This window comes from Caulobacter segnis (genome assembly GCF_029543125.1).
Classification (GTDB): Bacteria; Pseudomonadota; Alphaproteobacteria; order Caulobacterales; family Caulobacteraceae; genus Caulobacter; species Caulobacter segnis_D.
On the sequence record NZ_JARQWW010000007.1, the window covers coordinates 65,914 to 87,412 of the forward strand.

27 protein-coding genes, 1 tRNA gene and 1 pseudogene are annotated in these 21,499 nt (G+C 68.1%); 16 read left to right on the top strand and 13 right to left on the bottom strand.

Annotated features, from left to right (window positions below):
- The first annotated feature begins 3 nt into the window (after positions 1-3).
- The 4 genes from P7B02_RS18395 to P7B02_RS18410 are packed head-to-tail and all read left to right on the top strand — an operon-like array spanning position 4 to position 2,949.
- Positions 4-2,028, top strand: a complete 2,025-nt coding sequence (locus P7B02_RS18395; protein WP_277787819.1) for a response regulator — start codon at positions 4-6, stop codon at positions 2,026-2,028.
- Entirely contained in the window at positions 2,028-2,402 is a 375-nt protein-coding gene (locus P7B02_RS18400) for a hypothetical protein (protein WP_277787820.1), read from the top strand. Before P7B02_RS18395 ends, P7B02_RS18400 begins: the two co-directional genes overlap by 1 nt.
- A complete protein-coding gene (locus P7B02_RS18405) occupies positions 2,399-2,671 on the top strand; it encodes a DUF5985 family protein (protein WP_277787821.1) in 273 nt (90 codons plus the stop codon). The genes P7B02_RS18400 and P7B02_RS18405 overlap by 4 nt, the downstream gene beginning before the upstream one ends.
- Entirely contained in the window at positions 2,668-2,949 is a 282-nt protein-coding gene (locus P7B02_RS18410; RefSeq protein ID WP_277787822.1) for a DUF5985 family protein, read from the top strand. The genes P7B02_RS18405 and P7B02_RS18410 overlap by 4 nt, the downstream gene beginning before the upstream one ends.
- Positions 2,950-3,579: 630 nt before the next feature.
- Here P7B02_RS18410 and P7B02_RS18415 read toward each other — a convergent pair.
- Entirely contained in the window at positions 3,580-4,272 is a 693-nt protein-coding gene (locus P7B02_RS18415) for a Crp/Fnr family transcriptional regulator (protein WP_277787823.1), read from the bottom strand.
- Positions 4,273-4,446: 174 nt separating this feature from the next.
- Between P7B02_RS18415 and P7B02_RS18420 the strand changes: the two genes are divergently transcribed.
- A tRNA-Ser gene (locus P7B02_RS18420) sits at positions 4,447-4,536 on the top strand.
- A 320-nt stretch (positions 4,537-4,856) separates the two neighbouring features.
- Here the strand turns inward: P7B02_RS18420 and P7B02_RS18425 are convergent.
- Together P7B02_RS18425 and P7B02_RS18430 are read right to left on the bottom strand one after the other, a co-directional pair.
- Positions 4,857-5,129 carry a hypothetical protein gene (locus P7B02_RS18425; protein ID WP_277787824.1) on the bottom strand — a complete coding sequence of 91 codons (273 nt, stop codon included), beginning with the start codon at positions 5,127-5,129 and terminating at the stop codon, positions 4,857-4,859.
- Between the two features lie 336 nt (positions 5,130-5,465).
- Positions 5,466-6,368 carry a 3'-5' exonuclease gene (locus P7B02_RS18430; protein WP_277787825.1) on the bottom strand — a complete coding sequence of 301 codons (903 nt, stop codon included), beginning with the start codon at positions 6,366-6,368 and terminating at the stop codon, positions 5,466-5,468.
- 116 nt (positions 6,369-6,484) lie between these two features.
- Here P7B02_RS18430 and msrA point away from each other — a divergent pair, with 116 nt between their 5' ends.
- Positions 6,485-7,138: a peptide-methionine (S)-S-oxide reductase MsrA gene (msrA, locus tag P7B02_RS18435; RefSeq protein WP_277787826.1), complete on the top strand. Its 654-nt coding sequence runs from the start codon at positions 6,485-6,487 to the stop codon at positions 7,136-7,138.
- Positions 7,135-7,485, top strand: a complete 351-nt coding sequence (locus P7B02_RS18440) for an MmcQ/YjbR family DNA-binding protein (protein ID WP_277787827.1) — start codon at positions 7,135-7,137, stop codon at positions 7,483-7,485. Before msrA ends, P7B02_RS18440 begins: the two co-directional genes overlap by 4 nt.
- On the opposite strand, the gene P7B02_RS18445 is transcribed toward P7B02_RS18440, so the two are convergent.
- The 4 genes and pseudogenes from P7B02_RS18445 to P7B02_RS18460 form a co-directional block, all read right to left on the bottom strand.
- Complete coding sequence (locus tag P7B02_RS18445; RefSeq protein WP_277787828.1) at positions 7,471-8,205, bottom strand: DUF599 domain-containing protein; 735 nt, start codon at positions 8,203-8,205, stop codon at positions 7,471-7,473. The two genes, P7B02_RS18440 and P7B02_RS18445, sit on opposite strands and share 15 nt — an antisense overlap.
- 3 nt (positions 8,206-8,208) lie before the next feature.
- A pseudogene (locus P7B02_RS18450) lies at positions 8,209-9,543 on the bottom strand (MFS transporter).
- Positions 9,544-9,608: 65 nt separating this feature from the next.
- A complete protein-coding gene (locus P7B02_RS18455) occupies positions 9,609-9,764 on the bottom strand; it encodes a DUF3309 family protein (protein ID WP_277787829.1) in 156 nt (51 codons plus the stop codon).
- 76 nt (positions 9,765-9,840) lie between these two features.
- The gene (locus P7B02_RS18460) at positions 9,841-10,236 is read right to left on the bottom strand and encodes a DUF983 domain-containing protein (RefSeq protein ID WP_277787830.1); all 396 of its coding nucleotides are present in this window, start codon (positions 10,234-10,236) and stop codon (positions 9,841-9,843) included.
- A 119-nt stretch (positions 10,237-10,355) separates the two neighbouring features.
- Between P7B02_RS18460 and P7B02_RS18465 the strand changes: the two genes are divergently transcribed.
- Both P7B02_RS18465 and P7B02_RS18470 read left to right on the top strand, forming a co-directional pair.
- On the top strand, positions 10,356-10,577 hold the full coding sequence (locus tag P7B02_RS18465) for a hypothetical protein (protein WP_277787831.1): 222 nt from the start codon (positions 10,356-10,358) through the stop codon (positions 10,575-10,577).
- Between the two features lie 69 nt (positions 10,578-10,646).
- A complete protein-coding gene (locus P7B02_RS18470; protein ID WP_277787832.1) occupies positions 10,647-11,213 on the top strand; it encodes a hypothetical protein in 567 nt (188 codons plus the stop codon).
- Here the strand turns inward: P7B02_RS18470 and P7B02_RS18475 are convergent.
- The gene (locus tag P7B02_RS18475; protein WP_277787833.1) at positions 11,210-11,350 is read right to left on the bottom strand and encodes an entericidin EcnA/B family protein; all 141 of its coding nucleotides are present in this window, start codon (positions 11,348-11,350) and stop codon (positions 11,210-11,212) included. The two genes, P7B02_RS18470 and P7B02_RS18475, sit on opposite strands and share 4 nt — an antisense overlap.
- A gap of 290 nt (positions 11,351-11,640) precedes the next feature.
- Here P7B02_RS18475 and P7B02_RS18480 point away from each other — a divergent pair, with 290 nt between their 5' ends.
- Complete coding sequence (locus tag P7B02_RS18480) at positions 11,641-12,294, top strand: hypothetical protein (protein ID WP_277787834.1); 654 nt, start codon at positions 11,641-11,643, stop codon at positions 12,292-12,294.
- A 46-nt stretch (positions 12,295-12,340) separates the two neighbouring features.
- Here P7B02_RS18480 and P7B02_RS18485 read toward each other — a convergent pair whose 3' ends face one another.
- Positions 12,341-13,114: a pseudouridine synthase gene (locus tag P7B02_RS18485; RefSeq protein ID WP_277787835.1), complete on the bottom strand. Its 774-nt coding sequence runs from the start codon at positions 13,112-13,114 to the stop codon at positions 12,341-12,343.
- A 57-nt stretch (positions 13,115-13,171) separates the two neighbouring features.
- Positions 13,172-13,942: a LytTR family DNA-binding domain-containing protein gene (locus P7B02_RS18490; RefSeq protein WP_277787836.1), complete on the bottom strand. Its 771-nt coding sequence runs from the start codon at positions 13,940-13,942 to the stop codon at positions 13,172-13,174.
- A gap of 105 nt (positions 13,943-14,047) precedes the next feature.
- On the opposite strand from P7B02_RS18490, the gene P7B02_RS18495 reads away from it, so the two are divergent.
- The 4 genes from P7B02_RS18495 to P7B02_RS18510 all read left to right on the top strand — a co-directional run bounded on the left by P7B02_RS18495 (position 14,048) and on the right by P7B02_RS18510 (position 17,204).
- Positions 14,048-14,692: a DUF2306 domain-containing protein gene (locus P7B02_RS18495; protein ID WP_277787837.1), complete on the top strand. Its 645-nt coding sequence runs from the start codon at positions 14,048-14,050 to the stop codon at positions 14,690-14,692.
- Between the two features lie 266 nt (positions 14,693-14,958).
- Positions 14,959-15,618 carry a lysoplasmalogenase family protein gene (locus tag P7B02_RS18500; RefSeq protein ID WP_277787838.1) on the top strand — a complete coding sequence of 220 codons (660 nt, stop codon included), beginning with the start codon at positions 14,959-14,961 and terminating at the stop codon, positions 15,616-15,618.
- 74 nt (positions 15,619-15,692) lie between these two features.
- Positions 15,693-16,046, top strand: a complete 354-nt coding sequence (locus P7B02_RS18505; RefSeq protein WP_277787839.1) for a DUF1428 domain-containing protein — start codon at positions 15,693-15,695, stop codon at positions 16,044-16,046.
- A gap of 96 nt (positions 16,047-16,142) precedes the next feature.
- Positions 16,143-17,204, top strand: a complete 1,062-nt coding sequence (locus P7B02_RS18510; protein WP_277787840.1) for a sensor histidine kinase — start codon at positions 16,143-16,145, stop codon at positions 17,202-17,204.
- Here P7B02_RS18510 and P7B02_RS18515 read toward each other — a convergent pair.
- Positions 17,201-18,043 carry a hypothetical protein gene (locus P7B02_RS18515; RefSeq protein ID WP_277787841.1) on the bottom strand — a complete coding sequence of 281 codons (843 nt, stop codon included), beginning with the start codon at positions 18,041-18,043 and terminating at the stop codon, positions 17,201-17,203. The genes P7B02_RS18510 and P7B02_RS18515 overlap by 4 nt on opposite strands.
- 110 nt (positions 18,044-18,153) lie before the next feature.
- On the opposite strand from P7B02_RS18515, the gene P7B02_RS18520 reads away from it, so the two are divergent.
- The gene (locus P7B02_RS18520) at positions 18,154-18,846 is read left to right on the top strand and encodes a GNAT family N-acetyltransferase (protein ID WP_277787842.1); all 693 of its coding nucleotides are present in this window, start codon (positions 18,154-18,156) and stop codon (positions 18,844-18,846) included.
- A gap of 14 nt (positions 18,847-18,860) precedes the next feature.
- Here the strand turns inward: P7B02_RS18520 and sugE are convergent, their stop codons facing one another.
- Positions 18,861-19,181: a quaternary ammonium compound efflux SMR transporter SugE gene (sugE, locus tag P7B02_RS18525; RefSeq protein WP_277787843.1), complete on the bottom strand. Its 321-nt coding sequence runs from the start codon at positions 19,179-19,181 to the stop codon at positions 18,861-18,863.
- Between the two features lie 851 nt (positions 19,182-20,032).
- Positions 20,033-20,617, bottom strand: coding sequence for a hypothetical protein (locus P7B02_RS18530; RefSeq protein WP_277787844.1), 585 nt, complete (start codon positions 20,615-20,617; stop codon positions 20,033-20,035).
- Between the two features lie 196 nt (positions 20,618-20,813).
- Here P7B02_RS18530 and P7B02_RS18535 point away from each other — a divergent pair, with 196 nt between their 5' ends.
- Positions 20,814-21,473 carry an RpiB/LacA/LacB family sugar-phosphate isomerase gene (locus tag P7B02_RS18535; protein ID WP_277787845.1) on the top strand — a complete coding sequence of 220 codons (660 nt, stop codon included), beginning with the start codon at positions 20,814-20,816 and terminating at the stop codon, positions 21,471-21,473.
- Positions 21,474-21,499 lie beyond the last annotated feature (26 nt).

The window sequence follows — 21,499 nt, forward strand, 5'->3', positions numbered from 1 at the left end:
CGCATGGTCGAGGCGGTCGCCAATCACAGTCTCGAGCCGCTCCCGGGGGAGGAGCGGCCGACGACGCGCATCCTCATCGTCGACGACGATGAGCGTAATGCGTTCGCGGCGACACAGGCCCTGGAGACGCTCGGACAGGAGCTGGTGATCGCCCGCTCCGGCGAGGAGGCCCTGCGCCGCCTGCTGACCGAGGACTACGCCGTCATCCTGCTCGACCTGCACATGCCGGACATGGACGGGTACGAGACCGCCCGCATGATCCGCATGAGGCGCAAGAACCGCGAGACGCCCATCGTCTTCCTGACCGCCGTGTTCCGCGACGAGGCCCACATCTTCAAGGCCTACTCCGCCGGCGCCGTGGACGTGGTGTTCAAGCCCGTGGATCCCTTCATCCTGCGCTCCAAGGTGCAGGTGCTGGTGGACCTGCACCTCAAGACCCTGGAGGTGGAGCGCCAGTCGGAGCAGCGCCGCCTGCTGCTGGAGGAGAACGCCAAGGCCCACGCCGATCGTCTGGCCGTCGAACGGACCCTGCGCGTCACCCAGGAGCGGCAGGAGCAGATTCTCCAGGCCTTGCCGGTGGTGTTCCACTCGCGCGACGCCGCGCCGCCCTTCGCCACCCGCTTCGTCAGCGCGAATGTGAAGGACGTCACCGGCTTCGACGTCGAGGCCTTCACCGAGAACGCCGAGTTTGGTCTGGACCGCGTCCACCCCGAAGACCGTCATCTGGTCGAGGACGCCCTGCGCGACGCTCTGGAGACCGGCGACTATGCCTGCGAATTCCGCTGGCAGTGCGCGGACGGGGTCTATCGCTCCTTCCTCGATCAGGGTGTCCTGGCGCCGGCCCGCGACGGTGAGCCGGCCACGGTGTTCGGCTCCCTGATGGACAACACCGAGCGCCGCCGCCTGGAGGAGGACCTGGCCCAGGCCCGCAAGATGGAGGCGGTGGGCCAGCTCACCGGCGGGGTGGCCCACGACTTCAATAATCTGCTGACCGTGATCCTCGGCAATGTGGAGCGTCTGCAGAGGCGGGTGGAGGATGATGAGAAGCTCAGCCGCCAGGCCGCCGCCATCCGCTTCGCCGCCGAGCGGGGCGGGGCGCTTACCCGCCAGCTCCTGGCCTTCTCGCGCCGCCAGCACCTCAATCCCCGGACGGTGGAGCTGAACGCCCTGATCCTCAACTTCGTGCCCCTGCTGCGGCAGGCGGTGGGCGAGGGGATCACCATCACGACGGAGCTGGACGATGACCTGCACGTCCACCTCGATCCGGCGCAGTTCGAGACCGCGCTGCTGAACCTGTCGGTCAATGCCCGCGACGCCATGGAGGAGCGCGGCAGCCTCTGCATCGCCGCGCGCCATGACGGCGGCGAGGTGGTGGTCAGCGTCACCGACACCGGCGCCGGGATGGAGCCGGACGTCGCCGCCCGCATCTTCGAGCCCTTCTTCACCACCAAGGAGGTGGGCAAGGGCTCGGGCCTCGGCCTCAGCCAGGTCTATGGCTTCGTGCGCCAGTCGGGCGGCGAGGTGTTCGTGGACGGGCGGCCGGGGCAGGGCGCCCGCTTCGACATCCGCCTGCCGCGGTCGGAGGCCGCCGGCACGGTGGTCGAGGCCGTACGCACGGACCTTCCCGTCTCCGGCGGCACCGAACGGATCCTGGTCGTCGAGGACGATCCGCACGTCCTGGCCCTGACCGTCGATGTCCTGTCCGGCCTAGGCTATCACGTGGCCACGGCCGACAGCGCCCAGGCGGCGCTGGAGATGCTGCAGGGACGGCGGAAGGTCGACCTGCTGTTCTCGGACGTGGTGATGCCCGGCGGCATGACCGGCTTCGAACTGGCTCAACAGGCGCGCGTGCTGCGCCCGGGGATGAAGGTGCTCCTGACGTCCGGCTATGTGGGCGATGGGGCGCAGGCTTGGGGCGACGCCTTTCCGCTAATCGACAAGCCGTATGAAACGCCCGCCCTGGCGGCCCGCTTAAGGGCGCTTCTGGACGCCGACGCGGCAAGCAAAGCCGTGGCCGCCGCCGTCTGATGTTCCGCGATCCCGAACTCTTTCATTTCATCCGGGAGCGATTCGCCTCGGTATGGGCCCTGGAGCTGCTGCTGCTCATGCGCGGCGATCCCGACCGCTGGTGGACGGTCGCTGATCTCGCCGCTCAGATGCGCGCCAACGAGACCTTGGTGGAGAGCGCCCTGGCGGGTCTCGAAGTCGCCCGGCTGGTGGAGCGCGCCGCCGATGGCGGCCGCCGCTTCGCGCCCGCCGACGCCCATATGGCCGAGCTCTGCGGCCGCTTGGCGGTGGCCTTCAAGGAGCGCCCCGTCAGCGTGATCAAGACCATCGCCACACCGCCGGACAAGCTGAAAGGCCTGGCGGACGCCTTCAGGTTCAAGGGGGGATCAACGTGAGCTTCTTCGGACCCACGGCGGTCTATCTGCTGTGCCTGATCACCAGTGCGGTCTGCGCCCTGTTGCTGGCCCGCGCCTGGCGGGCCAGCCGTTCGCGCCTGCTGCTGTGGACGGCGATCAGCTTCGCGCTGCTGGCGGTGAACAACCTGTTCCTGGTGGCCGACCTCGTCTGGCTGCCGGACGTCTACCTGCTGCCGTACCGCCGCATCACCGCCTTCGCCGCTCTGGGCGTGCTGCTCTACGGCTTCGTGTGGGAGACAGACCGGTGACTGGCGATCCGATCATGAACGCCTTCGTGGCGGGAGCGCTTACCGTCGGCTATCTGATGGCCGGGTTGTTCTTCCTGCGCTTCTGGGCGCGGACGCGGGATCGGCTGTTCCTGGCCTTCGCGGCGGCCTTCGCCCTCATGGCCACGAACCAGGCCCTGCCGACCCTGCTGAACGTCCACCGGGAGGAGGCCAGCTGGATCTACCTCCTGCGCCTGGCGGCCTTCTGCCTGATCATCGCGGCGATCCTTGGCAAGAACCTGGGCGGTCGTCGGGGCTGAGCACGGCCCGCAGGGGCACGGCTTCCGTCGCACAAGCCACTGATAAGCCTCCGCTTATCGCTGAAATCTCCTCACCGCGCATCAACAACGCTCGTTTGTTGCACGGCGCAGCTTTAGCCAGTTTCAGCCTCGAATTTGGGAGGCTGAATCGATCATGGAAACGAGCACGAAGGTCCTGGTCGCCACCGGCGCGGTGGTCACCGCCGCGCTGAAGTCGACAGGCGTCGGCCCGAAGGCCGAACCGCCCACCCCGCATGAGGCGGCGCGTTTCCTGACGCAGGCGACCTGGAGACCGACGGATACGGACATCGCCGGTGTGCAGGCGCTTGGGTTTGCGGGTTGGATCGACGCGCAGATTCAGACCGCAGGCGAGCCTGGGCAACACCTACACGCACCTACTTCAACGACCGGGAGAAGGCTACGCCCGGCGGCCATCATCCGCGGATATGGTTCAACGAAAGCTTCAACAAGCGGGCGATAATCGGTGACGACCAGCTGCGGCAACGCATGCAACTCGCTTTGCCACAAATCTTCGTCTCCCGATCGCTGGCCTTGATCGACGGCGATGGCATGCATGGCGCCGCGAGCTACTACGAAGCGTCGTTGATCAATATTGTTTCAACAATGCGATCACTCTTCGCGCATCATCTCCATCGCCGCGTCTATGGTCGAGAAGCACTCGCACGCAACCCGCTTCAGGCCCGCCTCATCGAGTATGCGGATATTGCCCCGGCTATAGGCTATCAGGCCACGCGCCTTCAGGGCGCTGGCCGTGGCCGTTACGGTCGTCCGCTGCACGCCCAGCATGATCGACAGGTGCTCCTGGGTCAGGGGCGCCACCGGCGTGCTCAGGCGGCTCTGGGTCATCAGCAGCCAGCGGCTCATGCGCTGCTCTACCGAGTGAAGCGCGTTGCAGGCCGTGGATTGCGCAGCCTGGATCAGGGTCGCCTGGGCATACCGAACGATCCGCTCCATCAGGTCGGGCGAGGCGACAGCCGCCGCCTTGAGATCGCTCAGGCTGGCCACCCAGGCGTCCCCCGGCACCTGCACCAGCAGGCGCTCGAACGACACGGGCGAGCCCAGGGCGTGCAGCAGGCCATAGCCGCTTTCGCAGCCGATGGTCCGCGTCTCCACCTGCCGACCGTCGCGCATCACCGCCAGCACGGACAGAATGCAGTCGATCGGCAGGACCACCCGCTCGATCGGCTGGTATTCCACGGCCAGCACCTCGTCCTGCCGGAACGACACTCTGCGCAGGATGCGCGCCATGCGCTCCGAGTCCGCGGGCTTCAGGGCCTTGAGAAAGAGATTGGCTTCTTCCATGCCGAGTTTCCGGGTCTAGTGCGGGCTCCCCAGCCGACTGTGCAGCTTAAAACCGCCCTGCTCGGAGAGGGTTCCGACCGTCCGTGAACACAGCGCTTGCTACGGGAGCGCCCCTGAGTATATTGCGCGCCTTCCTGCGCAGGGGGTTTCAACCACCCCCGATTCCAGTGTGCTGGTGAGGTGGCCGAGTGGTTGAAGGCGCACGCCTGGAACGCGTGTATAGGGGAAACTCTATCGAGGGTTCGAATCCCTCTCTCACCGCCACGCTTCTCGTTCAAATTCAGTCGTAGCCGACACTTCTGTGGCCGCGCCGCACCGCGCCCCTAAGAGCGGATCACGCCAGGGAGTTCATGGGTGTCCAGGTGCCGGTGGCTGCTTGAACCGGCCAGATAAACTTTTTGGGCCTCGGAAAAGTGGACGCCGTTGTCCCTCTGCCAACGCGGGCTGGAAGCCGACCTCATGTTCGGCCGACAGTTTCTGCGCGGAGAGCGCCTTCACAGCGATCCGCAGGCCCATCCGGAAATTGCTGACGGTGGCGTACGAATGCCCTTCGATTTCCCAGGCGGCGACGGCGCGCATCTCGCCTAGGACCCGGTGTATTGCCAAACGCAAGCCCGTAAACCCGGTCGCATCGCTACGCGGGGTTTCCATCCGGTCCAGAAAGACCTGGCAAAGCGGGTCGCTTCTGTCGTGATCACCCACCGCAATTTTTCTTCAGGGCTGCGTCCGATGTCGTTCTCGATCGCCCGCAGGAAGAACTCGGCCAGACGAAACGCTTCACCGGCGATCAGCAATCGCCGCTCGAGCTCTCCCACCCGCGCGGCCGCCTTTGCCCGCGCCTCGCTCTGGCGAGCCACGCGATACTCGTTGATTGCGATCAGCAGCGCCGCCAGAAGCGCGAGTGCAGAAAGCGCGCCTTGGTTCGCTTCGGCCCACGGGAGAACCCCGTACTCCCGCCATCACCAAGCAGGCGATTGCTCGCCAACCCAGAGCGTCCAATCATCCCACATCACTGATGGCCTCCCGGTGGCGAAGCTGCGCGGAGTCGTATTCTCCGTCGAGGCCGCGGCATGAGGATCCTCGTCTGCTTTTTGCCGACAGGAGCAACTGCCGCTGGGCGCCCATCCGTCGTGCTCGCGCCTGACCGACCGCTCTCAATCAGTTGTGGTGCGGCTCAGGTCATCGCCCGCCCCTCAATACCTCCCCGAATGCCTTTCAAACGCCGTGATCCGCTTCATCAGCGGCGTGAAGTCCGGCGCGCGGTAGATCTCCGCTCGCAGGAACTCCAGCTCCGCCTCGCGCGTGTCATCGGGGACATCCACGTACCAGGACTTGGGCAGGCCGTTGGGCTCGCCGTTCCAGCGGTAGCCGCGCGCCTTCAGCAGGTCCTTCAGGTCGAAGGGCGAGTTCTCGGCCCAGATGCGCCAGCTCGGCTTGCGGGCCGACTCCAGCAGGTGGTCGAGCGCGGTGCGGCCCGTGCCCAGCCGGCGGCGCAGCAGCTCCAGCGTCGCCTCGCAGTCGCTGGTCGCCCGGTGCTTCTCGTAGAAATAGCCGCAGGACGCGGCGAGGTAGGCCAGCTTCACCCCCTCGAACCCTTCCTCGGCCCAGGCCACCTCGCGCATGGAGCAGGCCCAGGCCTTGGCGGTGAAGGCCTCGGTGAACCGCTCGGCGAACTTGCGGTCGAAGCCGGCGTTGTGGGCGATGATCAGGTTGGCGGGGGCGATGAAGGCCGCCACGTCGCGGGCGTCGATGACCTTGCCCGCCACCATCTGGTTGGTGATGCCGGTGATGCGGGTGATCTCGGCGCTGATCGGCTTGGACGGCTGGCGCAGGGCCTGGAACGGCGGCAGCACCTCATAGACCTCGCCGTCGGTCCCGTAGGTGAAGGGGACCATGGCGATCTCGATGATCTCGTCCCAGGCCGGATCGACGCCGGTGGTCTCCACGTCGAGGATGATCCCCTGGCGCAGCATCTGGCCTTCCGGCGCGGGGCGCGAGGGCAGGGCGTCCAGCTTGCGCAGGACGCGGTATCGGCCGCTGGCCTCCAGGGCCTGGGCCATGCGCTCCAGTTCGGCGGGGTTGGCGTCGTCGCTCACCGCCCGATGTTGCGCCGATTCCGGCAAGATCGCGCGGATGCCGGATCTTCTGGAATGAAGGCCCGACAATTCCTATCTAGAGCCGGACAATTCATTCCCTCTTTCCCGAGGCCCCGATGCTGTTCGCCAAGAAGAACCTGGACCTGCCGACCGAAGCTGACGCCCTGCCGGGCCGGCCGGCGGCGATCCCCACCGCCGAGACCCACTTCATCAACGGCCACCCGCTGAAGGGGCCGTACCCCGCCGGTCTGGAGACCGCCGTCCTGGGCATGGGCTGCTTCTGGGGCGTGGAGCGCGTCTTCTGGAACCTGCCGGGGGTCTATGTGACCGCCGCCGGCTATGCGGGCGGGATCACCCCGAACCCGACCTATGAAGAGGTCTGCTCGGGCCGCACCGGCCACACCGAGGTGGTGCTGGTGGTCTATGACCCCAAGGTCATCACCTATGAGACCCTGCTGAAAACCTTCTGGGAGAACCACGACCCGACCCAGGGCATGCGCCAGGGGAACGACATCGGCACCCAGTACCGCTCCGCCATCTATGTGGAGAACGACGCCCAGGCCGCTACGGCGGCGGCGTCCAAGGGCTCCTATCAGCAGGCGCTGGCCGCCCAGGGTCTGGGCCCGATCACCACAGAGATCGTCGAGGCGGGGCCGTTCTACTTCGCCGAGGACTACCACCAGCAGTACCTGGCCAAGAACCCGAACGGCTATTGCGGCATCGGCGGCACGGGCGTCGTCTGCCCGATCGGCGTCGGCGTCCAGGCGTGAGTCCGCAGGCGTTTCACGACGCCTGCATGGCCCTGCCGGCGGCGACCATGACCGTCCAATGGGGCGACGACCACGTCTACAAGGTCGGGGGCAAGATGTTCGCCGTCGCCGGCCCCGGCGCGGGGAAGGGCGGCTATTCGTTCAAGGCCTCGGATCTGGCGTTCGAGGTCATGACCGAGAACGGCATGGCCAGGCCCGCGCCCTATCTGGCCCGCGCCAAGTGGGTGTGGTTCGAAAGCCTGGACGACCATGAGGACGCCGAGGTCGCCGACTGGCTGAAGACCGCCCACGCCCTGGTCGCCGCCAAGCTGACCAAGGCGGCGCGCAGGGACCTAGGACTTCTCTGACCGCTCGGGCCGGGGGCGGTCGGCGGGATGTGGGGCGCTCTCCAGCAGCACCCGGATCTCCCGGATCGCCGCCGAGGCCCGGCTGCGCCGCTGCCGCCAGACCAGCAGGAACATGGCCCCGCTCGTCGCCGCCAGGAAGGCGATGGGCCCCAGCAGCCACGCCGCGCCGGCGAGGGCGAAGTAGTACCCGCGCACCCCCGCGTTGAACGCCGACAGGGCCGGATTCAGCAGCCGCGCCGTCGCCTCGCCATAGGCCTTGGCCAGTTCGGGCGGGGCGTCCTGCGGGGCGGCGCCGATGGCCGCCAGGCAGTAGTTCATCTGCCGGATCGACCAGATGAAATCGAGCAGGCCGCGCGCCAGGGCCACCAGCACCAGGGCCAGCTTGGCCTCGAACAGCATCCGCGTGGCCGGGGCCAGCACCGCCAGCCCCTCGATGCTCTTCCAGGTGGTGTCGCCGCCGAACAGCACGCCCGCCGCCGCCGCGATCAGCAGCAGGTTGGACGAGGCGAAGAACGAGGCCGAGTTGATGGCGTGGCCCAGAAGCTGGCCGTCCAGCAGCGTGATCTCCCGGCTGGCCATCTCGCTCATCCAGCCGCGCCGGACGATGGTCATGTCGGTGTTGATCGCGCCCTTGTGCTGGCCCAGCCAGCGCAGCAGCGGCTCATAGAACAGCCAGCAGAACAGGAAGAGGCAGAGGACGGCGACGTCGAACAGCGGCATGGCTCAATCCTCCACGATTCGGCTGTGCTTGGCCGTGTCCTTGAGGATCAGCGACACGATCAGCGCCACCCCCATGATCGCCGCCACATACAGGTAGAAGCCGGTCTCCACCCCCTGCTGCTTGAACAGCAGGGCCACGGACTCCGCCGTCCCCCCGAACACCGCATTGGCCAGGGCGTAGGGCAGGGCGACGCCCAGCGCCCGAACATGCACCGGGAACAGCTCCGCCTTGATGACGGCGCTGATCGCCGTGTAGCCGGACAGGATCAGCAGCGCCGACAGCATCAGGCCGAAGGCGGCCCAGACGCTGTCCGTGGCGGCGATGGCCGTCATGATCGGCCAGGTCAGCAGGGCCCCCAGGCCGAACGCCCCGACCAGCATGGTCTTGCGCCCCACCTTGTCCGACAGCCAGCCCACCAGCGGCTGGGCGACCATGAAGCAGAACAGGGCCCCGGCGCTGATCTCCGTCGCCTCGGTCTTCGAGAAGCCGGACGTGTTGACCAGGAACTTCTGCATGTAGGTGGTGAAGGCGTAGAAGCCGAGCGAGCCGCCCGCCGTCAGGCCCAGGATCATCAGGGTCTCGCGCGGGTGCTGCATGAACAGCATCATGGTCTTGCCGCGCTTCTCCACCGGGTCGGCGGCGGCGTTGGTGAAGGCCGCGCTTTCCTCCAGCCCGCGCCGGATCCAGAACACGATCACCGCCAGGGCCGCGCCGATGAAGAACGGGATGCGCCAGCCCCAGTCGGCCAGGGCGTCCGCCGGCATCAGCCGTTGCAGGGTGATCAGCACGCCCAGGGCGATCAGCTACCCCGCGATCAGGGTCACGTACTGGAAGCTGGACCAGAAGCCGCGCCGGGCCTTGCCCGCCATCTCGGACATGTAGGTGGCGCTGGCGCCATACTCCCCGCCCACCGACAGGCCCTGCAGGATGCGGGCGAGCAGCAGGATCACCGGCGCCGCCGCGCCGATGCTGGCGAAGCCGGGGGTGATCGCGATGACCAGGGCTCCCGCGCACATCATGGCCACCGACACCGACAGGGCGGCCCGGCGCCCCGCGCGGTCGGCGTAGATCCCCATCATCCACGCGCCCAGCGGCCGGGCCAGGAAGCCCACGGCGAAGATCGCCGCCGCCTGCAGCAACTGCGCGGTCTGGTCGCCCTTGGGGAAGAAGACGGGCGCGAAATAGAGGGAAAAGGACGAGTAGGCGAACCAGTCGTACCACTCGACCAGATTGCCGGCTGAACCGCCGAGGATCGCCTTCAGGCGTGCCTGCGGGCTCAGCGACTTGGGCGCGGGCGCCTGGGATTCACCGCCGTCGACGACGCCCGTTTCAGACATGAGATTCCCCCCCGCCGTTTCCCACCTGGCCGGAGCCTAGGCGAAGAAGCGGCGGGGGTGAAACCCTAGATCCTGCCGATCAGCACCAGGATGATGATGATCACCAGCACCAGGCCGAGACCGCCCGACGGGAAATAGCCCCACGAGCGCGAATAGCCCCAGGACGGCAGCGCGCCGATGAGGGCCAGGATCAGGATGATGATCAGAATGGTGCCAAGCATATTGTTCCTCCCTGCGCCGCCGCAAAGGCGCCGCTTCGGCTGGACAACCCGCGTTGGTCGTATCCGGTTCCGGAACCTAGCTCGGCGCGTCCTCGTGCCGGCGCAGCCCCACGTGCCAGAGCAGGCCGATGAAGGCGCCCTTGATCCGGGGCAGCAGCAGCAGGGTCAGGGCGCACAGCGGGATGAGCGTCAGCGGCAGGGTGATCGCCACCGGCCATTCCCAGACAAAGGGGAAGAACAGCAGCGGGGCGACGATCAGGTGGCCGACCAGCAGGATGGTCACATAGGCCGGGCCGTCATCGGCCGGATAGCGCGCGAGCTCGTGGCCGCAGGCCTCGCAGTCGTGATCGACCTTCAGGTAGCGGCGGTAAAGCCGCCCGTTCCCGCAGGCCGGGCACTTGTGCGCCAGCCCCCGCCGGATGGCGGTCATCAGGCCGGGATAGGCGCTTTCGGGCTGGTCCGTCTCGCTCATCGGCGGCGATATGCACGCAAAAGCTGAGGCGGGGGAAGGGGGCCTAAGGTCGCAAGCCGCGCCTTGGAGGAACTGGCCCGGCTCGCGCGTTGTTTTCCTTGGGATAAAGGAGACGCCCCATGACCCAGGCCCTGACGCCCCAGAACAGTGACGATGACCTGAAGGACGCCCTGCGCCGGGCGACCGCCCCGAATGGCGAGGCCGAAGATGAGATCGCGGCCGATGACGCCGGCGCGACCTCCCTGGCTGAAAAGGTCGCTCGCCAAGCCGAGCCGCGCCACATCGACAAGGATGAGAAGGCGGAAGTGGCTGAAGAGGCCTCGCGGCAAAGCGACGCCTGAAACAATCACGCCCTTTTCCCGCCGCGGCGACGCACTAGCTTAGGTTAAGCATCGCTTGGAGGACGCCGTATGAAACGCCTGACCGGAGCCGCCGTCCTCCTGGCGCTCGCCGCCGCGGTGCCCGCCATGGCCAATGAGGCGCCGATCACCACGCGCCCGGCCGAGCTGCCGGCGTCCGCGCCTGCCGCCGCCCCGGCGGCGGAGCCGGTGTTCAAGCCCATGACCACGTCGGAGCAGATCGCCGGCTATCTGGCCTCATCGCCCGAGGCCGCCGATGACGGCTCCCCTGACGAGATGCTGCGTCGGGACTTGTCCCGCTACCTGACACCCTCGGCCCGCACCCAGATGGACCGTCAGGTCCATGGGGAGGTGTCGGCGATGATCGGAACGGGCGGCGCCCGCGGCGCCTGGGGCACGGTCTCCATGCCTGTGGGCGAGACCGGAACGCTCACCCTGTCGGGCGGCGAGGGACGCAATCTCTATCGCGCCTGGCCCGGCTACGGATACCGCCCGGGCTTTGCGGGCCAGTTTGGCGGCCCGTTCGTTGGGCCCCTGGCGGGGCCGTATGGCGGCGCTTACGACCGATCGTTCGGCCTGGAGTATTCCTCCGAAGCGCCGCCGCTTTCCGACCACTAGCGCTTGGCGTCCTCGGCCGTGCCGGTCACCGCGCGGCCGGCGGCGGTGACATCGCGGCCCACGCCCGAGATCGTGTTGCAGGCGGTGGTCGCCAGCAGGACGGCGAGCAGGGCGGCGGGGACGAGGATATTGCGCATGGGTGAGCTCCACTATGGCTATGGTGAAGCTTTACCCAATCGACGACGATGTCGTCAAAAGCTTGGCCAATACGCAAGGCCTGCTCCGAAATAGTCCGCTTCAGCCGTTCATCGATAAATCTCTGCAACGCTTGGTTGGCCTCTTGTCAGTCGATAACCAAGGTTATGGAATGGCCGCCGGATGGAGGTTGCAGGTCGGGAGCGCGGGATGGGGCTCGCCGCCGAGGGCATGTGTTCTTCGTTCAACGGATGAGGCCCCAGGCCTCGGTTTTATTTTGGGGGTACCTGCCATGCGCGCGCTCGCCGCTATCGCCGCAGTCTCTGTACTCGCCGTCGCCAGTCAGGCTTCGGCGAATGATCTCGTCTACAAGCACCTGAAGGGGCCTGAGGCGCTGGCGCCTTACGACGGCTTCGCCCTGTGGCAGATCCAGGCGCGCTGCGCCGGTCTGATGGAAGGGCTGACCGCCCTTGAGACCAGCCGCTCCCGCTCGACCGAGCGAAGCGCCGCCGCCGCCAAGTATTTCCATACGGAGTCGGTGAAGCGCTACATGATCGACCGCGGCGTGAAGGCGGCGCAGGCGCGCGATGACCTGGCGTCCTATGTCGCTCTCGGCCGCACGACGTTCGAAGAAGCCGTCGCGGATCGCGGCGGCGTCACGGGCGGACGCACGCCGGCCAACATGTACCTCAACGAATGCGCCGCTGTGGGCGAGCACTTCTCGCCGCCTTCCGGCGTCCCGCCGAAGATTCTGCTGTCGGACATGTCGGGCCAGGAGATCGTCTGCAAGAAGGTCGAACAGGTCGGCTCCCGCATGGGCAAGCGCGTCTGCAAGACCCGCGAGGACATGGCCGAGGAAGAACGCGAGACCAAGGAGATTCAGCGCCGCATGATCGAACTGGGCGGTTGCCGCACCGGCGGTCAGGGCTGCGGCCCGGGCATTTGATCTAGCCGTAGAATACGGGGCGCGGAGCGCGATCCGCGCCCTTTTTCTATGCGCCCGCGCCGCCCTTGATAAGGCTGGCGCGCTCCTCGGCGGTCAGCACGCGCCACTTGCCTTCCGGCAGATCGCCCAGGGCCAGGTCGCCGACCCGCACGCGCAGCAGGTCCACCACGCGCAACTCCACCAGATCGCACATCCGGCGGATCTGGCGATTGCGCCCTTCCTTGAGGATGAAGCGCAGGGTCTGAGCCCCGATCTCCTCGACCTTGGCGTGCTTCAGCTTGCGGCCGTCCAGCTCCAGCCCCCAGCGCAGCATGGCCAGTTTGCGGGCGTCGATCTTGCCGGCCACCCGGACAATGTATTCCTTCTCCAGGTCGGAGGCGGGGCCGATCACGGCCTTGGCCACCACGCCGTCCTCGGACAGAATCAGCAGGCCGCGGGAGTCTTGGTCCAGCCGCCCGACCGGGGCGAACTTGTTCTTGAAGCCCGGGATCGACGGGCTCGCGCCCTGCAGCGCGGCCTTGGTCAGCAGGCGCACCGCCGGGATCTGCTCGCCTTCGGGCGTGCCGGAGACGACGCCCACCGGCTTGTGCAACATGACGGTAAGGGCGCTCTCCAACTTGGCGGTGGCGCGGTCGGCCAGCACCAGGGTCTGGCCCGGCAGAATCTTACGGCCCGCGTCGTTGACCGTCTCGCCGTCGATGGAGACCAGCCCGTCGGCGATCAGGCCCTCCGCTTCGCGGCGGGAGCACACGCCGCTCTGGGCGAGCCAACGGTTCACCCGCTGGGGTTCGGCGTCTTCATAGCGTCGGGTCCAAGCCATGGCGGCGTTCTAGAGCCTTTCGGGTTCAGGCGAAACGGCGCGCTTCCAAGCGGAAGGCTAGAACCAGCCCGCGTCCTTGAGTACCTGGCCATAGGTTCGGCTGACCGGTGCGGTGAGCCCGTCGGCCAGGCGCATTTCGCCGACGCCCCGCCGCCAGCGCACCCCTTCAACCGCATCGGCCGCCACCCACCAGGATCGATGGGTGCGCCAGCCGTGGGCGGACGCCAGTTCGTCCAGGGCGTCCGAGAAACGCAGGGTGATCAGCTCCGCGCCGGCGTCGGTATGGACCTTGAGGTAGTGGTCATGCGCCTCCACCGCGATCAGGCGCGCCGCGCGGCGTTTGGCCGACAGCCGCCGGCGGAAAGTCGCTTCGGCCTCGGGCAGGGGAGGGGCGATGACGGTTCGGGTCTCGACCAGCGCCGGCCGCCGTCGCCAAACCAGCGCCCGGACGGTCATCACCGCCAGCACGATCGGCGACACCCTCCAGAGCAGCCGAAGGAAGCCCGGCAGATCCAGGCGGCCGCCGATGAGGACGTGCTCGGTGCAAAGAACCAGCAGCGCCACCGGCGGCGTCATGAGCGCCGACACGATGATCACCCGTCGCCATGTCACGACCAGATGTCGGCCCAACGCCTGATCACCGAGGACGGCGATCACGCCCCCGCCGACGATGCAGATCATCCAGTAGATGTAGCGCTCCACGGCAGGCACGCGGTTCGAACCAAACGGCCCAAGGAATCCCATCAGCAGGCCGATGGTGATCAGCATGCCCAGGTCGACGCCCCACTGGCGCGCAACGGCCCCTGGCTCCTTCGCCTTGCTGTTCATGCCGTCCCGTTCGCGCAGCCCTGGCGCCATTCGCGAAGCCAGGCCTAGCGAGCCATCGTCGAGGCGGCAATGAGGTTCGGCGAAACAGCCCGCAAGGACCGTCGCTTGACCACATCCGTCGCATCACCCGCGTCCCCGCCTTCGACCTGGCCCGCCCGGATCGGCTGGGCGTTGCTCGTCATCCTGTGTCTGGGCGTGGCCGGCTTTTCAGCCCGCTATCTGCTGCATCCGCCCCAGACGCCGGCGCAGGCGCTGGGCAACGCGTTCGGCGTGCCCTGGCTGGTCATCCATGTGGCCGGTTCGGTCGTGGCGCTCGCCCTGGGGGTGGTGCAGTTCATCCCCGGCTGGCGGCGGGGCGGAAACAGCCCGCACCGGTGGATCGGACGGACCTATGTCGTCTGCTGCCTGATCGGGGGAGCGGCCGGGCTGATCCTGGCGCTGGGATCGTCCGCCGGTCCGATCGCCACGGCGGGCTTCGGAGGCCTGGGGGTGGCGTGGATCGTCGTGAACATCCTCGGCTGGCGGGCGGCCTTGCAGGGGCGGTTCCTCGAGCATCGACGCTGGATGATCCGTTCCTGGGCGCTGACCCTGGCCGCCGTCACCCTGCGCCTCTATCTGCCGACGGTGATGATCCTGGGCCTGCCGTTCGTGCCCTGGTACCGGGCCATCGCCTTCCTGTGCTGGGTCCCCAACCTGATCGTGGCGGAGCTCTGGCTTCGGCGGCGGGTCGCGATAGCGCACACCGTTTAGGCTGGTTCAGCAGAGCGCCACACCATATGCCGCTCCTCCCCGCGAAGGCGGGGATCCAAGCCGCGCTGGCAGGTGATTTCCCGCCTGCGCCACAAACTCAGAGTCAGCTTGGGTCCCCGCCTTCGCGGGGGAGAGCGGTTTCTCGGGGAGGGCGGGGGGGCGTTGATCGACCCAGGCTTCCCCCCCAAGGCCATCTTGGCCCCGGCGAAAATCCGCAGCATCCTCCCGCCCAAGCAAGACAAGCGGCCGAGCCGCATGGGGGGAACATGACGACGTCGCGCGGGGGACTGCCGCCCAACCTCATTCTCATCGCCGCCATCGTGGCGGGGCTCAGCTACATGGCGTCCTGGCAACTGCCGCTGCCGCCCGTGGCCAGCACGGTCTGGAAGGGGGCGGCGGTGTCGCTGCTGGCGCTCTATGCCGGGCTGAAGGCTCAGGATCGTGACGGCTGGCTGGCCTGCGCCATGCTGGCGCTCTACGCCCTGGGCGACGTGCTGCTGGAGGTGATCGGCCTGACGCGCGGGGCGGTGGCGTTCCTGGCCGGGCACGTCGTGGCCATGGTCCTGTATTTGCGGAACCGGCAAACGCCGCTGCCGCCCCTGCAATTGCTTCTGGCCATCGCGGTCGTGCCGGCGACGGTGGGGATTTCCTGGGTCCTGCCGACGGATCGCAGCTTCGCGCCGGGGATCGCGCTCTATGCCCTGGGCCTGTCGCTGATGGCGGCCACGGCACTGGCCAGCCGGTTCAGTGCGGCGGGCGCCGGGCTGGGCGGGGTGCTGTTCGTGATCTCCGACCTGCTGATCTTCGCCCGCATCGGCCCGCTGGAGGGGCAGGCCTGGGTCGGGTTCGGCGTCTGGGGCCTTTACCTGGCGGGCAATGTCCTGATCTGCCTGGCGGTGGTGAAGCGGCCGAAGCCCGGCGGATGAAAAATCGGGGGAGGGTGTCGGATCGCTTCCGGCGCCGACGTCCTTAGGAAGCAAACAACCAGAGGAGACGCCCAATGGCTTATGTCGACGGTTTCGTGCTCGCGGTCCCCAAGGACAAGTTGGCCGCCTACAAGGAGATGGCCGAGCTCGGCCGCACAGTGTGGATGGAGCATGGCGCGGTGTCCTACGTCGAAGCCCAGGCGGACGACGTGCCCTATGGCGAGCTGACGTCTTTCCCCCGCGCCGTTCAGGCCAAGGAGGACGAGGTGGTGTTCTTCTCGTTCATCACCTATCGCGGCCGCGCCCAGCGGGACGAGATCAACGCCAAGGTCATGGCCGATGAGCGTATGAAGGGCAGCATGGACAACGCGCCCTTCGACGGGAAGCGCATGATCTTCGGCGGCTTCGAGGTCGTGGTTCAGGCCTGACCAATCGTGCTGAAGGCTAGAGGCGGGCCGCAATCTCGGATTGGTTGCGGTCCGTTGCTGCTTTAGTTTTCGCCGCCGAAAGCGGGGGAGGCACGAGTGAAGATCAGGCGGCCGATCATCGACAAGGGCGCCCTCGTCCTGATCCTGATCATGGTCGCGGTGGTCGATGTCCTGATCACCATCCGCTCGGCGGCGGACGGTTATCCGCCCAAGCTTTCGCACCTGCCGGCCGAGGTCCTGGCCTACAGCACCATGACGGCCGTGACCTACGGCATGTATCTGGCGATCGAGGGCGCGGGCCGGCGGTTCAGGCTGACCGGCCGCATCGTGGCGGCGGTGGTGACGGCGGTGATCGCCAGCTTCGTGCATCTGCCGATGATCAGCCTGATCTTCCGGCACATGACCGACTTTCCGACGCGGTCGTGGTCGGAGCTGTACGACTTCGGCCGCATCTACACGATGGTGATCCCCTTCATGTTCAATGGCGCGGGGCTGGTGGCCTACTGCTTCCATCGCGACGTGCTGGCGCGCGAGCGGCAGCTGGCCGAGGCGCAGCAGATGGCGCAGGAGGCCCAGCTTCTGGCCCTGCGCTACCAGATCAATCCGCACTTCCTGTTCAACACGCTCAACGCCGCCTCGACCCTGGTGCTGGAACGGCGCAATCAGGCGGCGGAGACCATGCTGCTGCGCCTGGCCGCGTTCTTCCGCCTCACCCTCACCCTTGATCCCCGCCAGGCGATCCCGCTGGTCCGGGAGATCGAGCTGCAGCGCACCTATCTGGCCATTGAGCAGACCCGCTTTGGCGACGAGCTGAAGGTCAGGATCAAACTGCCCCCCGTGCTGGAGCACGCGCTGGTTCCCGCCCTGCTGCTTCAGCCCCTGGTGGAGAACGCGGTGAAGCATACGCTGGGCGGCGAGGGGGCGGAGATCTTCATCGCCGCGCACGCCGTCGGCGGGACCCTGCGGCTGGAGGTGACGAACACCATCCAGCGCCATCAGGCACCCGGAACCGGCACCGGCCTGCGCAATGTGGCCGAGCGACTGGCGGCCGAGTATGGCGAGGCGGCCAGCCTGGACATCGAGCCGCGCGAGGATCGTTTCCGCGTGATCCTGACCCTGCCGCTGGTTCTGGCCGAGCGCCCGCGGATCGCGGCCTAGCCGCCCCGGCGCACGCCCTCGGCGAACAGCAGGTCCGACCAGCGCCAGGAGGATTGGCCCAGCGCCAGCCCCACCGAGCCCGGGGCGTCGTTCAGCGAGATCAGCACCAGCCCGCGCACCGGCTCGCGCCGGCAGGGCTCGGGGGCGAAGGCGACCTCCAGCGCGATGGCCTGGCGCACGCCGGCCAAGCCCTTGCCGTCCTGGGCGCCGTTGCGGACCCAGTCGCCGTTCCAGACCAGCAGCGCCCTGTCGCCGTCGCCTCCGCCTGGATGGGCGCTGGCGACGGCGGCCCGGACCTTGGCGTTGCGGCGCAGGGCGTCCTGCAGCAGGCGCACCATGTTGCAGCCGTCGCCCGAACCAGACCCGGCGCCGGAGCCTGACCCCGTTCCCGAGCCCACGCCGGTCCCCGCCGTCTTCGCCCCGGCCAGGGCCGCGGGGCCCAGCACGATGGCGGACGGCTGCGACGCGGGAGCGGAGGCGGGCAGGGGCTCCACCTGCGGAACCGGCGGGCGGGGCCGCGTGGTCTGGCGGGGCAGGGGCGGAGAGGGCGGCGTCTCCGGCTTCGGCGGTTCGGGCTTCACCGGCGCGTCGGCGGCGGGATCGCCGGCCGAGCCGCCGCCGGCTGGCGCATCGGCGGGCGCCTGCGGCGGGGCGGGCGGGATCATCTCCACCAGGACCGAGGGCGGCTCGGTCATGTCCGGCGGATCGGGCAGGCTCCACAACAGGGCGGTCAGCACCAGCCCATGCCCCGCCAGGCTGACGACAGCCGCCGGCACGCGGCCCTTGCGGCGCTTGCGGGGCGGGGTCCCTCGAGACGGGGTCTGGGGCGGGCGGTTCATCCAGGCTCCGGACAACGTGACGCCGTACTCAAGCCCAGCCTCGCGTCAGGAACGTGGCGAGTGGTCAAGCTTGCTTGCGGGCCGCCGTCGGTCTGGTTACGGCTTACGGCATGAGCGAAGCGCCCCTCGACCGTCCCGCCTGGCATGCCCTGAACGGGCGGCAGGCCTCCTACGCCATCCCCGCCGGGCGCGCGGTGCGCTACGCCTCGGACGCGGCCCTCTTCGCCGCCTGCCGCGATGACAGCGAGGCTTCCCACGCCGACCTGGGCCGCATCATCCGTGAGGCGGGGGCCGGCGTCCTGTTGCAGGCCGCCGCCACGCCGCCCCTGCCGGGCCTGAATGTGGAGAAGCAGGGCGAGTGCGTGCAGATGGTGGCCGCCAGCCTGACCAGCGCCACTCCGCCCCGTCCCATCGAGCCCGCCGTCCGCCTGACCGACGCCGACGCGCCGCAGATGCTGGCCCTGGCCACCCTGACCGAGCCCGGCCCGTTCTTCGCCCAGACCCATCGCCTGGGCGAGTTCTGGGGCGTGAAGGACGGGGACGGCCGCCTGCTGGCCATGGCGGGAGAGCGCATGCGCCTGGACGGCCATACGGAGGTCAGCGGCGTCTGCACCCATCCCGACCATCGCGGCCACGGGCACGGGGCCATGCTGACCTGGCTGGTGGCCGCGCGCATCCTGGCCCGGGGCGAGACGCCGTTCCTGCACAGCTATACGGCCAATGCGGGCGCGGTGGCTTTGTACGAGGCCCTGGGCTTCCGCCCCCGCGCCCTGATGACGGCGACGTTCCTGCGGGCGGTGTGACCGCCTGGCGCTTGCTAGTGCGCGCTGGAAAGCTTCATCAGCACCAGGCCGCCGACGATCAACACCGCCGCGCCGATGCGCATCAGGCTGGCGGCCTCGCCCAGGAACATGATGCCGACGATGAAGGCGCCCACCGCCCCGATGCCCGTCCACACGGTGTAGGCCGTGCCCAGGGGCAGGACCTTCATGGACCAGGACAGCAGGCCGAAGCTCAGCAGCATGGTCACTGCCGTGATCACGGACGGCACGGGCTTGGTGAACCCGTCGGACAGCTTCATGGAATAGGCCCAGACGACCTCGAGCAGACCAGCGACAACAAGAAACAGCCACGCCATGGCGACCTCCTTTGAGGGCGCCGGGCCGTCCCGGTCTTGATCTCCCTCGCCGGAACCCGGCTCAAGGGGCGCGGACGTGGCCGCGCGGGGCTCAGATAGCGCCTGGGGCGCGGGGGTTCAAGCTTGGGGGAAGTGCGGTGGTGGACAAGGCGCTCCCCCACCTCCGTCTTCCTCGCCCTTGTGGCGAGGACCCAGAAACGGCTGAGGTCCTGGGTTCGTCAAGCGGAGCCGTCGCGCCAGTGCGGCCCATGCGGAGCTTCTGGGCCCTAGGCACGAGGCCTAGGGTGACGGGGATTGGTTATGGCGTGCGAAAGCGCCCTCGCTGGAAATCCAGCAAGGTCGGGAGGGCGGCGGAGCGACAAACGGCTCTCGATTTGGGTTGGAGTGGACAGCAAGATCGTCCGGCGCTCCGCGCGGGTCCTTGTCGTGAACGCTGCGACCGACGCCTTCGTATGACATGCCCGGCGACGGCCGGCCTCCAGGGGGAGCCCGCTCTTCCCGCAACGACAGCACGTGGCCACACGCCCTCCCATGCGGGGAGATGGGAGGAGGTTACGGGAGGTTGGGAGGAAGGGGATAAGTCGTCTCCTCTCCCCACGCGTGGGGGAGGGTAGGGTGAGGGGCTTGCAGCGGTTCCGCTTGCACAGCCTCGCCCGCTGAACCTCAGCGCCCCCTCACCCTTGCCCTCTCCCCCAGAAGGGGGCGAGGGGATAAGGCAGCTCGACCCGTGTTGGGGGACACGGGCCGAGCCTGGGGTGTGGGTGGGCTGAGGGCCTCCCGAGATTTGGAATAGCAGCGGATTCCGAGTCAGAAATCCGTAGTTGTTTCGGTGATTTTCCACAGCCGGCCGTTCAGAAGCTGAACCGGCAGTCGATGCCCATGGCGGCGCCTTCGTCGCCCTCTGGCGTAGCGCTGCCGGCGGCTCTCGGCTTGCAGCCGTTCTTGGGGCGGCGGTTGAGGTAGGGGATTTCATCGCGCGGGGCGAAGCGGCCGCCTTTGGACAGGTCCACGGGAATGTTGCGTGTGCGGAGTTGGGCGAGGCGTTCTTCGCAACGGCGGCGCGCCTCCTCCGGCATCTGCGCCAGGTTCAGGCAGCCCATGCGGTTGCGGAGGGCTTGGCGGGCGAGGGCGCCGGAATCAGGCGCCGCGACGGCGGGCGGGAGCGCCGGCACGCCTTCGGGAATGGCGGCTTGGGCAGGGGGCTCGGACGCGGCGCGGGCCTGTCGGGCTGTGTTAGCTTCGGCTGCGCGGCGAAGGGGGCGGGCGGGCTCCGGCATCGGGAGGCGGAACAGCTCCACGGTGACGATTGGGGCGGATGGCGGCGGCCGCCTCTGGACCAGGCCGGCCACGAAGATCGCGATGAACACCAGATGCAGGGCGACAGAGATGGCGACGGCCAGCGTCGCGGGCGCCGTGCGCCGTCTCGTCCCCCTCATGCTCCACCCCGGATGCAAGCTCGGATGGCGAAGCTCCCGGCGCACAATGTCGAATTGATGGCGCGGCGGATGCGCCTGGAACGTGACGCAAGGTCAGGAGTCGGTTGACGAACCCGCCTCGTTCAGAGATCACGGGGCCGACGAACGTAGAGGCGGCGAGCTCCCCCCGTCCGCCATCCCGCCGAGAGGACATCCTATGAAAATCGCTCTGATCACCGAGAACAGCCAAGCCGCCAAGAACGAGATCATCCACACGGCCCTGACCGCCGTGGCGGAGCCGCTGGGCCACCAGGTGTTCAACTACGGCATGTACTCGGCCGAGGATAAGGCCTCGCTGACCTACGTGATGAACGGCATCCTGGCCGGCATCCTGCTGAACTCGAAGGCCGCCGACTTCGTCGTCACCGGCTGCGGCACGGGCATGGGCGCCATGCTGGCCTGCAACTCCATGCCGGGCGTGTTCTGCGGCCTGGTCATCGACCCGACCGACGCCTTCCTGTTCGGCCAGATCAACGACGGCAACGCCATCTCGATGCCCTACGCCAAGGGCTTCGGCTGGGCCGCCGAGCTGAACCTGCAGGACGTCTACCGCAAGCTGTTCGAAGGCGAGCGCGGCCTGGGCTACCCCAAGGAGCGCGCCGAGATCATGGCCAAGAACCGCGGCATCCTGAAGACCGTGAAGGCCGCGACCTGCAAGGACATGCTGTCGGCCCTGAAGGCCCTGGACCAGGACCTGGTGAAGGCCGCCATCGCTGGCGAGAAGTTCCAGGAGTACTTCTTCGCCAACGCCCAGGACGAAGGGATCCGCGACTACATCAAGGGTCTGGTGGACTCGCGCGTTCTCGAGAACGCCTGAGGATCGAAGTCGACCTGGCGGTCAGC